The sequence below is a fragment of the Micromonospora sp. KLBMP9576 genome, from assembly GCF_050941805.1.
Taxonomy (GTDB): Bacteria; Actinomycetota; Actinomycetes; order Mycobacteriales; family Micromonosporaceae; genus Micromonospora.
This window is the reverse complement of the sequence record NZ_CP194567.1, coordinates 6,173,660-6,189,158: the sequence shown is the minus strand read 5'-3', so window position 1 is coordinate 6,189,158 and position 15,499 is coordinate 6,173,660. Positions and strand designations below refer to the sequence as shown.

Genomic DNA, 15,499 nt, shown 5'->3' with positions numbered 1-15,499 from the left:
GGCGGGTGGAAGGGGTCAGAGCTGCCGGTACTTCCCGCTTTTCTTGATGACCAAGTCGCCGTTCGGGTGTACGTCGATGGTGTCGTCGGGGGCGTAGACGTCGACGTTCCAGTAGGGCCTGCTCCCGTCGGCGCGGGTGATCCCCCGGAGGGTCTCGGCGAACGGTTGTGCCACCTCGTTTCCACGTCGGGCGCCGAACTTGCAGGCGACCAGGACGATCGGGCCGTTGGGGTTGGCTGCCCGGGCGGCCTGGAACGCCTCGCTGTCATCCAGGATCTTGGCGAACACCTCGCCCCGGACCGCCACCGACATGGGCTTTCCGTCGCTGCCTTTTGTGGGGATCCGGACGCCTGCCCCCCTCGGGCTGCCGTGGGCGATGACGAAGACCGGCCTGACGCCCGGGCCCCACGGGGCGGGGGACCCGGCGGGGCGGTTCTTCTCGTTGAGCGCCCGGGAGAAGTTCGCCGGCGTCTGACTCGCGCCCCAGTTGCTGTGCCGCGCCTGGTCCCCGGGCTTTGACGGGAAGCTGACCCCGATGATCTGTTGGGTCTGACTCGGCCGCCCGGAGACCGTGAGACCGGGGAGGTTCGCCGTGATCGTGTGGGAGACCACGTCGGCGGAGTCGATCTGCCCGGCCCGGGAGTTTGAACTGTAGGCGTCGTAGTCGATGATCTCCTGGCTGTTGACTCCGCCCTCGTCGACCCATCGGAGCCTCGGGTTCGTGCCATCGCCGGACGTGCCGGGCTGCGTGGTGGGCCTGAGATCCTGAAGTTCGGTCCCGTCTCCGGTCTCGCCGGGCGCCGGCCGGCTCGTCGTGACCGGCCGCGCAGCGGGGCTGATGGTGCCGGCGTCGTGCTCGCTGGCGTCGCTTCCGGGGTCGGGCGGCGATCCGGCATCGTGCGCAGGGGCGGGTGCCGGTCCGGTGGCATCGTCCGCAGAGGCGGGTGTCGGCTCGCTGTGCCACCAGTACGACCCCCGCGGCGGCAGCACCGGCTTCTTCGGCACCTCGAACTCAAAATTGCGGATCAGGTCGGAACCAAGAGGCTCCCGGGCGGCCTGTCCCGGGCGCACGCGAACGAATCCGCCCTGGTCGGCTGCCGGCCCGGCGCCGTCGGGGTTCCGCGGCACGCCGAGGACGCGACCGCTGGGGGTCGTGTGGACGCTTCCGGTGGCAGCGACCACCGGCTTTCCGATCTCGTCGGAGATCTGTTGCGCGGCCGACGGCGCGTTGTCCGGACCTGGCCGTGCGACGTTCGAGCCGACGATCACGAGTACGCCAGCATTGCCGAACTGCTCGGCCAGGGGATTCTGCGATTTGAACAGGTCCCTGAACTGGGCGACCGTCATTTTCTCGCCCTCGTGCAGGAAGCGAAGGTCTCCATTGATGTCGAGCTCGGTCTTGACGTGCAAGACCTCAACGGGCCCTTCAGCTGGTGCCAGCGACCGGGTGAGCTTCGGGAAGGACATGGCCGCGTGCAGTTCCTCGGTCTGCTGCGCAAGCCGGCCACCGGGCTGGCGTTGGTCCGCCTCGGCGGTGGCGGCGTCCGCCTTCTTGTGGCTGGGCAGGTAGCGGCCGGCCGGGGTCGAGATGCCCTGCGGGTGGAATAGCCCGAGCCGGGCACTCGTCTGTGGGGAGAGCGCGAGAACGTAGAGATTCGGAACCTCGAAGCCCCGCTCGGTCGTGCGAGCGCCCTTCCACCGCAGTAGACCGCGGCGCCGGTGGGCCTCCGCCTCCACCACGACCTTCGCGTCGAACGCGACCCGCAGCCAGGGCGCTGTGCTCAGATAGCCGGTCGTCGGCCACTGCGACTTGAGTACCTGGGTCGACTGTTCGCTCGTGCTCTGGCTGGCTGCCACAGACCCGCCCGGATAGATGCCGAAGCCGAGCGTCAAATCCTGGCTGTCGGTTTCCCGGTACCGCTGTGACTGCTTGTGCTCCGTGGTGTGCGGTGCGCTGTATTCGTGCCAGCCGCTGAGGTCGTTGAGCACTCGCGGTTTGGTCAGTTCTACCCGGATCTTCGTCTTTCCTCGCCTGTCGGACATCGTGCCGCCGTCTGCGGCCAGGTTCATGTGCAACCCGTCGCTGACCAAGGAGTCCAGATTCCGCACGAAGACGGGATAGCTGATCATCTGCTCGAACGCGTCCCTGCTCCGCTGACCCATCGCGAACAGGCGACGCACCGAACTGCTCGGTCGTTGCACGCGCGGGTCCGGGCCCGGATTCCGCGACAGGAGCCTGGCGGGCCACCGGCTGATTCGTGGCCCGAGATCCGCGAACCATTGCGAGAAGGAACGGGACCAGTTGGCCGACTCGCCACTCAGCCAGCTCATTGCTTTCGCGCGGAGCTCGCTGAGCTGCTCCGGCTGCAAGCCGTAGGTGAAGGCGGCCCGCTCGCGCAGGTCCGCCGCGGTGATCAGCGGATTCGGGTCAGACGCAAAACCTTCCAGGTTCTTGCGGGTCATCTCCCGCACCGTGCGATCCGTGGGTGGCGTCGTCACATCTGCTCGGGCGAGGCTCTGTGGTACGACCACGTACTCGTCGACATCCCTGGTCACCGGCTTCATTGGCTTTTTCCTGCCGGTGCTCCACAGCACCAACAGGCGGAGCGGCGGCAGATATCGGGTGAGCGGGGAGGGCTCACGGACCAGGTGGCTTTCGGCGACGAACTCGCTTGTGGTGCGATATTGGGCGAGGGCGCCTGACTCGAAGAAGGTGTCTCGCAGGCCGTCGTTGACGGCGAGCGCCTGCCCCTCGGTGTCCGCGACGCCCCGCTTGAATTTCACTCCGGGACCGACGGCAGTGCCGGCCGTGCTCAAGGGGGTCTCGCCCGACGCGGCCGCGGACAACTCCTTCGCCCGTGTCTGATCGACAGAAGCCGACGTGGTCTTCGCCCCGAATGCGTACCGCGCATAGTTGGCCTTTGGGAAGACCTTTTCCCGCTGGTAGCCAGCTTGGCTCTTGTCCCGGTTGAGTGAGAGATTGATGACCAGGGTCTCGTGATAGAACGGCCGCGACCGGGTCGACACCAGCTTTATTCCTCCGATGACGGTGTCGCCGACGGAGGCGATCGTGTTGAGGTCGAGGGCTGCCTCCAGTCGCGCCCCTGGCTGATCAGGGACTTCCCCCCGCGTAAAGCGCTTCTTGCGCCAACTGGCGGGCATGGCCGCGGTCACCGCCTCAAGTGCGGGATTCGACTCTCCCGTCGTGCTGGGCATTTTGTTGGCGTGGGTGTCAGTTTTTCCACGCAGGTCGGATATCGCACTGCCGACAGGGGCCTCGGTCAGTCTCTCCTCGAATTTGTGCTCCAATCCGGAGCCTGCTTCGGGTTCCGCCGGGCGGTAGAATCCGAGCCCACCCGCGACCTTGGAAAAGGTCTCCTTCACGTGGTGGGATGAGCTGCCAAGAATGTTCTTACGCCGGGAGGAGACGTGAACCCGCCAGATCACGTCCGACGTCATGGGCTGATAGGGTTGAGTGATCTGCGTGAGGTGGCCGGTCTGGGCACTGAGGCTCTGGCCCGTGCCGCGGCGCCGATCCCAGGCGCCACCCACGTCGCCCTCAAAATTTGCCGAGTGGTCACCGAACGTGGGGCCCACAGAAACTGCCCCACCGGCGCCCGTCGACTTTGTCTTTCCTGCGCTGTAGGAGATGCCAGGGCCGCCCTCGTTCACCTTCATCTTCATGAACTCGGCGGGATCGCCTTCTTCCCGGCGCCGCAGCGGGAAGGCCTCCAGTCTCACCTCGTAGTGGGTGTCGAAGAACAGCCCCTTCACCGTATCGACATGCTCCACGCTGGACGCACCACGCACGAACGCCGCACTGAGTTGTGAGACGTCGGTGGCGACGCTCGCCAGCCGGGTGGCCCGAACCGTTGTCATCTTCTTTCTGCGGAGTGCGCCGATGATCCGATCCATCCGGGTCGCGGTCATCTTCCTGATGCGGCCGGCCGACGGAGGGAAGATCAGGTTTTTACGCCCGTCCACGGCGAGGAGCTTCTTCTTGACGTCCTGGTAGAGGTCGTCTGTGCCCAGCACGTCGAGCACCAGGTCGGCATCGCGGATCGGGTCGTGGCCGCCTGCGTCAGCCGGCTTCCGCAACTCAGCTGTGACAGATTTCGGGTCGAGCCCGCTGCTGGCTCTGCCTACGACCGCACCATCCTCCCGGGTGGGCGCGGATGTCGCGCTCCCGGCCTGCGCCGGCCCGGTTTGGCTTGGCCGGGTCGTGTGCTCGGGGACCACCAACCGCGCCTTTGCCGGCAGCTGCGTCGTTTTCGGCTTCTCAAGGCGCGAGCGCCACCTCCACTTCCCGTGCCGGGGCCCACTCCACAGCGTCCGGGCAATCAATGCCGCCCTGTTCACCCAACCCCGCCGGAAGTCGACATCCACCTCGAGTTGCAGGTCCAGGCCGTAGTCGAAATACCTGGCCGGCCCGTCGTGGAGCATGGCCTGCAACTGGAAGCCGGTCCGGCCGACGCGGGTGGCCTCGTCCACCGAGTAACCGACTTCACCGCGGGCCGATACGCCGATTTTGGCCTTTCTGAAGGGAAGCTTGAAGAGGAGCCCTGCCCTGATGCCCAGCTTTGCCTTCGAGCTCACCTTGTCCTCGGCGGCGGAGTTGGCCCAGCCGGCCGGCAGGATCTCGACTTTGGCCTTTGCTATCCGTCCCTGGCCGGACGGCGCCGGCTTTCGGTCGCCCCGCACGGTGAACGTCACATATTCGGTGCCGCCATCGCCGTGGAACGTCTCGACCCAGCGGTAACCTCCCGGGCTCAGCACCTGGGCGCCGTGATTGATCAAAGCCTCTCGGCTCGCCTTCGCGCTGATCCGGCGGCGCAGGCTCGCCTCGTCAAGCGGGTTGCGTCTGCGTGGACCGTCCAGTTCACCCTCGGCTTCGCCGAGCATTTTGATGAGCTGGGGCATCACGTGCTCTGCGCCGGCAAGCCGTTCCAGCGCCGCCTGGCCCATGCTCTGGCCGGCGGCCAGCGCCGCCGGGGGGTCCCGCTTCTCTGCCTCAAGCTTCTTCTGTTCGACCGCCTCCTTCCCGTCTTCGGGCGACAGATCGTGGTCCTGCATGAGCAATATGTCGCTCAGGTCGCCATCCGGATTGTCGATCGCATCCTGGAGGAGCCTCTCGAAACGGTCCTGCTGCTGAATCGGTATTCGGACAAATACGTCCACCGTCTCGGCCGGCGCGTCCTTGGGGGTGCCCTTGGTCGCGATATCCGCCGTGACCTTCACCGTGAGCCGGTAGCGGCGGCTCTTTCCGTTGTAGACCAGGCCGCGGATGTCACCACCGCCCAGGTTGCTGTGGGTGCCGCGGGAGAAGGAGTGGTCGCCCGTAAGAACGACAGCGCCAGTGAACCCGCCGCCGAGTTTGGTCTCATCGTCGAGTGGATCGCCCAATTGAAAGGTCGCCTCGGGATCGATGGAAAGGCCGGCGCCGCCCGACTCCGTGCTGTCGTTGTGGGTGCTCACAAACCGCTGGATCTCCTCCTTGAGCGGGACCTCGGCGACGTCCAGGCCCTGGGCGCCGAGAATCTTGCCACTCAGGGAAATGTGGAACGCCGAGCCGCCCTTTCCGATTCGTGGCGAGGTGGCGGTCGAACCCATGACTTCCTGGAACATCCGCAAGAAAGTGGGTTCGCTGAGCCACCAGGAGGCCCGGTTTTCGCGGTGCGTGGGCAGTGGGTGCCTGCCGTCGTCGTCGAGGACCGCCCGGACCTTCTTCTGGAGGCGGTCCAAGCCGGCGACCGATTCGGGGATGGTGAAGACGTGCCCGAGCGCCCCCGTCAGCTTGTCGATGCTGCCCTCGGTCGGCGTGGCCGCGGAATGGGTTGTCTTTCCGTGCGGCGGCAAGGGCGTGGAAACCTCCGACTGCACCCCGCCGCGATCGTCATCCTCCCGCCGCGGCGCCAGTTCGGCCGGGAACTCGACCCGGACGGCCCCTGTCATCTCCTTCGGTTCTGATGACGACCTTTCAGGCTTCAGCTCCCGGCGCTTCCGGCGCTGCCAGGCCCGTGGGTGCGGCCTGACCAGCTCGGACACCTCAATGCTCATCCGGGATTCTTCGACATCGAAGTAGACCGGCAGTCCGGAAATATCCAGATAGCGCTTCGTCGCCGACACCACGTCATTGCCGAGCCCATAGATGCGGTTGCTGGTACCGAACGCGCTGGCTCTGATGCCGCCGTTGAAATTGTTGCCCAGGTCGGCTTCCCCTGACTTTCCGGCCACCGCCAGCTTCCGCTGGTTGTTGACGCTCCGCCGCGTGAGCTCCTGGACCTCGTGGTCCGCGTTGACCAGGATGTGCCACTCCTGGCCTGGCGGCACCCGTACGCCGTCGACGGCTCGCACATAACCGACCCTATTAGGCTTGAGCTCAAGTTTGAGCGTCACCTCGTAGCGGCGTGTCCGCTCCTCCGGCCCATTGAACGGCCACCTGTCACGGACAGCATTTGTCGCACGCCTTCCGAACGGCAGTGGCCGCCCGTCCGCTGATCTCTTCCGCTCCGGGAGCACCTCGAAGGCCAACTTCTGGCCACTCTCGGACGTCATCTGCTGGACGAACTGCCGGGGATCGTACGTGCGGAGGTGTTCGATGACCTGCTCGCGCAGCGGATCACCTAGGCGGCTCTGCTCGTCGCCGAGCAGGGACACTGCCAGGTCGGCGATCGAGGTGGGATCCGTGAGTGATTTTCCGGCGAAAGTCAGGTACCGGCCGTGGTGGCCCAGCGCGAACCGGGACACATCCGGAAAGTGCGGGTCGCTGTCGGCGAACCCCGGCGGCGGCTTGCGGGGGAAGTCGTTCATCGCCGCCCACAGGTCCGGATCCTCGTCCTGGTCCGCTGACGGCGGCGACTCCGCAAGGGCCGACGACGACGGCCGCCCAGCATCCGACGCCGGCGGGTGGCCGGAATAGACCGGTCGAGCGGGCACCGCTGTCGGGACTCCCGAAGTGTCGGGGAGCCGGTCGGTGGAAGCGACCTCCGGCCGGTCATCGCCCGTTGGAGTCGACAATTCGCGGGCGGGGGGAACCGGCGGCTGCACCTGGGTCGGTTCCGGCCCGGCGGGTGCATCGGCGAGCCGCGACGGGACCCCATCGCCGATCGGGACGTCAGCCCGGGCATCGCCATGATCGCGGGAACCGGGCTCGGGGGCGGCCTGCGTGGGCTGCTCGTCGGTTTGGGGTGCGGCCTGCGTCGGCTGCTCGTCGGTGTCAGGCGCGGACGTGGCACCCACCGCGGCTGTCGGTGGGTCCGCCGGCTCGGCGCTGACGGTCGCCGGTCGATCCGAGGGCCCACCGGTCGGCAGGTCCATGGGCGCCGTGGCCGCCGGCGCTTCTTGGACCACCCCGTCCGACAGTCCGCCCGGATTCAGCCCGACGCGCTGCGGTGGCCGACCGCCGACCGGTCGCCGATCCCGCGGGGCGACGTGGATGTCGGCGGCCATCGGATAGAACTTGAGGTCCGACGGGTCGGGCGGCAGTTGGCCCACCGACCCGTCGTACGCGTTGATCAACGCGACGCCGCTGCGTCCCTTGACCGCCAGGTACAGGTGGCCGGTAGCGTTGTTCTCCGTCGCCACGCGCAGGAAACCCTGGTGTAGCGGCCCGGCGTCGGCCATGGCCCGTGCCACGGCCGCGTAGTCCGGGACCGGCGTGTCGTTGTACTCCGACAGCCAGGACAACACCCGGTCGAGTTGGGCGGCGTCCCGCGCCGGCCCGGGGCGCGTCAGCCGGGTCCCGGCACCGGCGAAGTGCTCGAACAACGCCAAGGCCGAGTCGACACAGGCCGTGAGGTAGTCCTCCCGGCCCGGGTGCGGGTTGACCATCGGCAGGTCCGTGCCCAGCGTCTCCAGATCACGGACGAACTCGTCACGGGACAACCCTCTGTGCGCGACCGGATCGGCCAGCCCGTCGAGGGCCGGGTCCAACGGCACGAACCGCACCTCGTACGGCCGGGCCGGCAGGGTGGCCTGGCCACCGGTCTCGGCGTTGACGAACGCGACCTCGCCGTTGCCGGGATGGTGCACGACCGTCAGCACCGGCGGCGCGTCGGGACCGGCACGCGTCACCAGCACACCGGTGGCGCCCTCCGGTGCGTCCGCCACCGCCCGTTCGACCCGGTCGTAGCTGCTCACCTCGGGGTTCAACCGGTTGCCCGCGATGGCGGGACCAGAGCCGACCGGCCCGCCGGACACGGTCGGCACCTGGCCGGCAGCCGCCACCGCCTGAGCGAACCGCAACGACGGCCCCGTGGTACGCCCACCGCTGATCTCCGCGACCAGATGACCGGCTGCCGCCGCCCGTCGGTCAGCCGCCGGCACCCCGTCGGGCGCCCACGACGAGGACAGATCCGCGTAGAGGCGACGTACCGTCTCGCCGGAAACGCCACGAGCGACCTGCTGGCCCCCGCTGCCCGCGGTGGGCTCCGCCCGCCCTCCCGCCACGGCCCTGTCGGGATCGCCGTACCGCGACTCGCCGTCCAGGGCATCGCCAGTCAGCGACCCCCCGTCGGTGGACCGCGCGTCCCACGCCTGCTCGGCCGTACCCCGATCGTGCGAGACCGGCCCGTCGGTGGCACCATCCACCACCGAACCCACGTCGACCGGCCGCCCAACCTCCGACGACGCCGAACCGTTGGACCCGGCCACCGGGGCACCGTCGCGACCGCCGGTCTGGGGGCCACCCGACACCGTGTTGGGCTGCTGCCCACCGGACTGGCCGGCCGTGCCTGCCACCGGAGCACCGTTGGCGCCACCAGCGCCCGCGACACCACCGACCGTCCCGACCACGGACCTCGCGGCCGCGTTGGCCGGCCCCCCGGCCTGGTTCCCGGACGTGGACTGCTGGCCGGCCCCGCCCCGGTCCGCCGTACCGCCCTGACTACCGGTCCCGCTGGTTCCGCTGGTTCCGCTGGTTCCGCTGGTTCCGCTGGTTCCGCTGGTTCCGCTGGTCCCGCTGGTTCCGCTGGTCCCGCCGGTTCCGCTGGTCCCGCCCCCGGTTGCGTCCGAGCCGGCCCGGCCTACGCCGTCCGCCTTCGAGCCATCGGTGCCCTGCCCGTTTCCGGCGGCCCCATCGGCACCCTGCCAGGTCGCAGAATCGACCCTCGACAGGGAACGGTTCGCCCCTCCCGCACTGCCATCGGTGTACGCGTCGCTGCGCGGCTCACCACCGGTGTACGTGCCACTGTTCCCCGTGCCGTTCCCGTTCTCGGTGTCGCTGCTGTTTCCGTTTCCGGTGTGCGTCCCGGTGCTGTTCTGGTTCCCGGTGTACGTCCCGGTGCTGTTCTCACTCCCGGTGTCGTTACCGGTGCCGTTCCCGGTGTACGTGCCGTTCCCGTTTCCGGTGTACGTGCCGTTCCCGGTTCCGGTGTACGTGCCGTTCCCGGTTCCGGTGTCGCTGCTGTTTCCGTTTCCGGTGTGCGTCCCGGTGCTGTTCTGGTTCCCGGTGTACGTCCCGGTGCTGTTCTCACTCCCGGTGTCGTTACCGGTGCCGTTCCCGGTGTACGTGCCGTTCCCGTTTCCGGTGTACGTGCCGTTCCCGGTTCCGGTGTCGCTGCTGTTTCCGTTTCCGGTGTGCGTCCCGGTGCCGTTCTGGTTCCTGGTGTCGTTTCCGGTGTCGCTGCTGTTTCCGTTTCCGGTGTGCGTCCCGGTGCCGTTCTGGTTCCTGGTGTCGTTTCCGGTGTCGCTGCCGTTCCCGTTTCCGGTGTACGTGCCGCTTCCGTTGTCGGTGTCGGTGGAGCTGCCACTGCTACCGCTGCCGCCGACCGCGCCGGTGCCCTCGACGTCAACGTCGACGTCGGACGAGTCGTCACCGACGAGCGTCGACGACTCGGATCCCCAGTCGCCGTCCTCCCCGCCGACGGTCTTCACGTGCTTCGAGAAGGCATCGCGCTCTTCGCCCGACCCGGAGTCCTCCGACCCACTACCGCCGGCAACGGCGCCGCCGTCCGGCCCGGACGCGACGTTGGCGAGTTTGGGCAGCGTCGTCAGGTTCAGGTCCTTGAGCGACAGGGACGACGGGCTGTTGCTCTCGTACATGCCGCCGATGAAGCCGCTGGTGAACGTGAACGGGTTTGCCTCCACCTCCAACCCGGCCGCCGCCTGTCCCAACATCTCGCCGGGCACCTCGGCGGCACCCTGACCAGTGCCCTTGGCGATGATCGTCGGTGCCCGGAACCTCCAGTCCTTGATGAAGAGTGTTCCGTCGTCACCGACGCGATCGACTCGCGCCCACTTCCTGGCCGCCGCGTCCGCCGCCGCCTGCACGCCGAAGTTGGCGGCCCCAGAGAATCCGGCAGCGACCACCGACACGATCGCGGCGTCCGCGATACCTTCCCAGTCGATTCCCTCGCGGCTGCCGGAACTGTTCTGCCCGGCCTGGATCAACAGCTTCAGGAGGGGCTCCTCGGCCAATTCCTGCGCGACCTCGACAAAGATCTGCCGCATGATCGCCCAGATGATGGCGCGGAATCCCGCCACCACGGCCGGCACCGCCAACGCTCCGAACAGCGAGGCGAACAGCCAGGCCAACTGGATCGCCAGCAGGGCCACCTGGATGACGAGCATGATCTTGGTTTCCTGAAGTTCGGCACCGCCGTTCTTCGTGGCGACCCGGACCTTCTCCGCGCCCTCGCGCAGCAACTCCAGGTTCTCGACGAAGAGCTGCAGATTTGCCCGTAGGCCCTCGGCGAACTCCCCCGACGCGACGTCGGCAACCTTGCCCTGCTCCGCCCGCAGCCCGTCGATGGCGCCATCCAGGGTGGCGACCAGGCCGGCCCACTCGTCGGCATGATTCCACATCCCCGACTCGCTGCCAGTCGGCCAACGCTCCCCGATGACGACCTCGAGGATCGCGTTCAGCGGATCCGGAATCTGAAAGTCCATGCAGCTGTTCCCCTAGCGGTTAGGGCACGAATCCCTCAGAGTTGCGGTTGTCGAGTTCGACAAAGTCGTTCACGGCGGCCAGGCCCGTGTCGGCAAATTCGCCAAGAAGCCCCGCGTGCTGCCCGACGCCATCGAGCACCTCTCCCACCAGAGGCTCGTTGTTTTCGGCGAACCTCTTGCCGACCTTGTCGTTTCCCCAGGGCGCGGGCACCGTGTCCCGGACCAGCTTCACCTGGCCCAGCCCGCCCCGCAGGTCGGCACCGATCTCCTCCACGTTGCGAAACAACCGGCGTAGGCCGTCCGGATCGATCCTGGTCTCATCGGGCATCGGGCGCGCCTCCCTTGCCCTCGGTCGCCTGCATCATCCGGGGCAGATCCAGCACCGAGCTGAGCATCGAGCCGGCCATCTCGCTCAGATCCACCTTGCCGGCGGCCAGGTCGCCGAACGACATCCCCGGCAGGGCTTCCCGCCCCGCCATTTCGCTGATCTTGGCGAACGCCTGCCCCCGGCCACGCTGCAACGTCTCCAGCAGCAGGCTCGCCAGTTCGGCCGGCGCCATCGTCCGGTATCGGGTGTTGTTGAACACCATCCGCACCAATTCGCCCCGGCCGTCGAACGTCGCCGTCATCACCTTGTTCGCCGACTCGACGGTGGTGGTGGCCTCGTTCATCCGGCGCTGGAACTCCACCAGCTTGCTCTGCTCCTCGGCGAGCATGGCGAAGGCCTGCTCCAAACTGGCCCTACTCGATCCCGACGACTGCTCAGCCATTTCCGTTTCCCCTCGGCTTCTTCTCGGTCTCGCGTGTCATCGGGGCCTGTTCGAGCTCGCGCAGGAAGGAGTCGAGGCGTTCCCGGTCGACGCTCGGCTCCGCTGCCGGCCGTCGACGCCCCAACACCTGCCAGCCGCCGTTCTCGTCGCCCCACACCCCCCGCTCGCCCTGGGCGCCTGCACCAGCACGCCGCTGCTGCACCGTCGACTCGGTCTGCCCGCCCATTGCGCCCATGCCGCCACCCATGCCCATCGGCATCATCGGCATCATCGGGAAGCCGCCGCCACCGCCACCACCACCTGCGGGGGGTGCGACCGGCTCGTTCGCCCGGGCGACCGTCACGGTCGGGCTCACCGGGCGGAACACCTCGTCCGTCTCGGCCCCCGGGCCGGCAGCCAGCGTCACCCGCGACGCGTCGTCGCGCGCAAGGCGCGACAGTTGCGTGTGGTTCGCGTCGATCTCTCGCGGTGGCTGCTGGCCCCCGAGGTGCACACCGACATCCCGGTACGCCTCCGCCAGCCCGTGCAGCACCATCCCGGCCTGCTGGTCGTGCTCCACCGGCGCTCCCGCCCCCGCGTCCCGCTGCGCCCGGATCTCGTGGATCCGGGCCTGCCCGGCGGAGAGGGCGGCAGCAGCGACACGCAGGAGTCGCCCGCCGTCCGCCTCGTCGAGGGCGTGCAGCAGCGATCTCGTACGGAGGGACAGGTCACGGCCGGCGGCGATGGCCACCCCGGCGTCCCGCCACGCCTCTTCGAGTTCCACCCACGCCCGGTCGAGCCCGGCCAGGAGGTCGTCCAGCGCGTGCCGGGCCTGCTCCAGAAGATCCGCGGCGTGGTAGAGGTCGGCCGGTGAACCGATGACGAGCGCGGCTTGGATCTGGTCAAACGTCTGCGGTTGCCCGGCCTGGGGGACGAAGGCGCCCACGGGTCACGACCGGCCCACTGCGGAGCTGGGCGCGACGCCCGACTCCTCGTCCCACGCGCCTTCCTCACCGACGAGCCAGGTGTTGCGATCCCGGTCGCGATCGTTTCCTCCCGCGCCGGCGCCACCCATCGGTGGCGACATCGGCATCCCGGACGTGCCGTTCGGGTTGCTCGGGAGGACGGGCTGCCCTGGTGTCGTGTCGCCCATGACCACGGCGTTCTGGCGGATCGGTGCGAGTTCGAGGGGCGCGGGACTGCCGGTGCTCGACGTACCGCCGACACCACCGCCGCCCAAGCCGCCACCGCCAGGACCGCCACCGCCGCCACCGCCGCGACCGCCGTCGACCTCGGCGATCCTCGCGCCGTCCTCGCCCGGACCGCCGCTCGACGAACCGGTGAGGAAGTCGGTGATGCTGGAGTGGTCGCCATCCTCTTCGATCAGTTCGTCGAGGGAGTCGACCGCCGCCTCCCTGGCGTCGGTGAGCGCCGCCACTCGGGCCTCCCGCTCCGCCTCGGTCCGGCCCTCGCCGGTGCCGGCGCGTTCGTCCTCGATGAGTTCGTCGATCGAGTCGGTGAGCGCCTCCCTCGCCTCTACCAGGCTGTTGTCGCGGGTCTCCTCGTCGCTCGATCCGCCATCGGTCCCGCCCGTACCGTCTCCGCCCACGGCCTCGTCGCCCATGAGGTCCTCGATGGCCTGGTCCGCGGCCTCCTGCGCGTCCTTGAGCGCGTCGTCCCTGGCCTCCGCGAGCTCACCGGTGCCGGGCTGGTCCGCGTCGGTGCCGCCGAGGTCACCGATCGAGTCCCGGGACGCCTTACGCGCCTCGGCCAGGGCGTCGTCCGCCGCGCCGCCGTCCGGCCCCTCCAGGAGATCCTCGATCGCCTTGTCGGCGGCCTGCTGCGCCTCCTCGAGTGCCTTGTCCCGAGCCTGTTCGGGGGTGACGTTCCCGGCGTCGGTGCCCGTCAGGTCCTCGATCGCCTGGTCCGCGGCCTCCTGCGCCTTCTCCAGCGCGTCCCGGCGTGCCTGGTCGGTCTCGGGATCACCGGTCGGCTCGCCGAGGAGATCCTCGATCGCCTCGTTCGTGGCTTCCCGCGCATCCTCCAGCGCGTCGTCGCGGGACGCGTCGGCCGGGTCCGCGGACGATGTCGGTGGCAGTCCCGGTGCGCCGCCGCTGCCGCCGCCCGCCAGGTCCTCGATGGCGTCGTTCGCGGCCTCCTGCGCGTCCTCCAGGGCCTTCTTCCGCGCCACCCCCTCGGCCGGGTCGGTCGACTCCACAGGGGTTTCCCGCAGGCCGTCAAGCGCGTCGCTGACCGCGTTCTGGGCATCATCGAGCGCCTTCTGCCGGCTCGCGTCCGCCGCCGGGTCACCGGTGCCGCCGCCCGTGCCGCCACCCTTCGGACCACCGGTGCCGCCGCCCTGCGGACCACCCGTGCCGCCGCCTGTGCCGCCGCCCTGCGGATCACCCGTGCCGCCCGCCAGGTCCTCGATGGCGTCGTTCGCGGCCTGCTTCGCGTCCCGTAGGGCCTTGTCGCGTTGCTCGTTGCCGCCGCCCCCGGCACTGCTCCGCTTGGCGCCGGTGCCTAGGTCGGGCATGGTGGGAGGAGCCGCCCCGCTCCCGCTGGGCGTGGAACCGCTGCTCCCGTCGGGCGTGGAACCGCTGCTCCCGTCGGTTCCGGAGCCATCCTCACCGGCTCCGGTGCCGCCCGTCAGGTCCTCGATGGCGTCGCTCGCGGCCTGCTGGGCCTCGTCCAACGCCTCGTCATAGGCCGGATCACCGGTCTTGAGATCCTCGATGGCGTCGTCCGCGGCCTGCTTCGCGTCGTCGAGGGCCTTGTTCCGGGCTTCGCTGTCAGGATCGCCCGACCCGCCCTCGCCACCGGTGCCGCCGCCAGTCTTCCCGCCGTCATCCACGCGAGCCTTGGATCCCCGGGAATCGCCGGAACCGCCGCCGGAACCACCGCTGGAACCGGAACCCGTGCCGTCTTCGCCGCCCGCGTCGTCCTCACTCGTGCCGAAGTCCGGCACTTCGGTAACGGCCTCCTCGTCCTCGCCGCCCGAGTCCTCGTCCTCGTCCTCGTCGGAGTCGCCGCTGCCGCCGGTCTCCTCGTCATCGTCCGAGTCGTCGCTGCCGCTGCCACTGCCGCCCGATCCCTCGTCCGAGTCGTCGTCGCCGCGAGACTCCTCGTCGCTGTCGGAGTCGTCGTCGCTGCCGGACCCGCCGCCGCTGCCGGAACCGGTGGGACTGTCGATCGGAGTCAGCAGCGAGATATCCAACGACGTGAACTTGTCGCCCTTCTGCTTGTATTCGCCATCCGCTTGTAGGACGAGCCGCGCCCGGAGCTTGGACAGGATCCAGCGCTCGCTGTACTGGTAGGCGGCTTCCTGTGCCTGCGCCATCGCGGTTTGGTATTCGCTCGACCCGCGCTGGCTCAGAGAAAACGCGCTATCGACGACCGCCGTGGCGTAGTCACGCATTTGGTCCGCGAGGTAGTGGCCCGCGTTCACGATGCGCCAGAAGTCACCGCGAAAGGCGTTGATAGCGTGGCCGACGTCGCTGATGTTCTGCAGATAGTCGCCGGTCAGGACCGCCAGGACGCCCTGGCGGCTCTGCGCGATCAGCTTGACGACGTGATCCTGGAAGGCGTCGCCAGCGACTCCGGTGAATTCGCCTTCCAGGGTTTTCGCAATCGCCGCCAGCTCAGTCAGGTATTCCTCGAGGAGGCGTTTCGCCTCGACCCACTTTCCGTGGGCCTCGTACCATTTTCCCCCAGGGTCCTCGCTGAGGACGACCAGGTCGCTGACGTCCGGTATGAGTTGTGTCCAGAGCTGGTACCTGGCAAACGTCTGGCCCAGCGGCGCTTCCGCCATGAAGGACCCGACTTCATCTGATGCCACAACTCACCCCACAGATCGAAGACCC

At 68.8% G+C, this 15,499-nt stretch carries 5 protein-coding genes; all 5 read right to left on the bottom strand.

Going from position 1 to position 15,499, the window contains the following annotated elements:
- Positions 1 to 15: 15 nt before the first annotated feature.
- Genes ACQ452_RS27520 through ACQ452_RS27500 form a run of 5 tightly spaced genes read right to left on the bottom strand, consistent with a single transcriptional unit; the run spans position 16 to position 15,447 of the window.
- The gene (locus ACQ452_RS27520) at positions 16 to 10,887 is read right to left on the bottom strand and encodes a hypothetical protein (protein WP_433388605.1); all 10,872 of its coding nucleotides are present in this window, start codon (positions 10,885 to 10,887) and stop codon (positions 16 to 18) included.
- Positions 10,888 to 10,906: 19 nt separating this feature from the next.
- Positions 10,907 to 11,215 (bottom strand): hypothetical protein, encoded by a 309-nt coding sequence (locus ACQ452_RS27515; RefSeq protein ID WP_433388603.1) that lies wholly within the window; start codon positions 11,213 to 11,215, stop codon positions 10,907 to 10,909.
- Positions 11,205 to 11,657, bottom strand: coding sequence for a YbaB/EbfC family nucleoid-associated protein (locus ACQ452_RS27510; protein ID WP_433388601.1), 453 nt, complete (start codon positions 11,655 to 11,657; stop codon positions 11,205 to 11,207). Before ACQ452_RS27510 ends, ACQ452_RS27515 begins: the two co-directional genes overlap by 11 nt.
- Complete coding sequence (locus tag ACQ452_RS27505) at positions 11,650 to 12,582, bottom strand: hypothetical protein (RefSeq protein ID WP_433388600.1); 933 nt, start codon at positions 12,580 to 12,582, stop codon at positions 11,650 to 11,652. Before ACQ452_RS27505 ends, ACQ452_RS27510 begins: the two co-directional genes overlap by 8 nt.
- 3 nt (positions 12,583 to 12,585) lie before the next feature.
- Positions 12,586 to 15,447, bottom strand: a complete 2,862-nt coding sequence (locus ACQ452_RS27500) for a hypothetical protein (RefSeq protein WP_433388599.1) — start codon at positions 15,445 to 15,447, stop codon at positions 12,586 to 12,588.
- Positions 15,448 to 15,499 lie beyond the last annotated feature (52 nt).

What these genes read in the sequence shown, in the direction of transcription:
- ACQ452_RS27520 (WP_433388605.1), bottom strand. Translation starts at nt 10,887, where the DNA reads ATGGACTTTCAGATTCCGGATCCGCTGAACGCGATCCTCGAGGTCGTC.
- ACQ452_RS27515 (WP_433388603.1), bottom strand. Translation starts at nt 11,215, where the DNA reads ATGCCCGATGAGACCAGGATCGATCCGGACGGCCTACGCCGGTTGTTT.
- ACQ452_RS27510 (WP_433388601.1), bottom strand. Translation starts at nt 11,657, where the DNA reads ATGGCTGAGCAGTCGTCGGGATCGAGTAGGGCCAGTTTGGAGCAGGCC.
- ACQ452_RS27500 (WP_433388599.1), bottom strand. Translation starts at nt 15,447, where the DNA reads ATGGCGGAAGCGCCGCTGGGCCAGACGTTTGCCAGGTACCAGCTCTGG.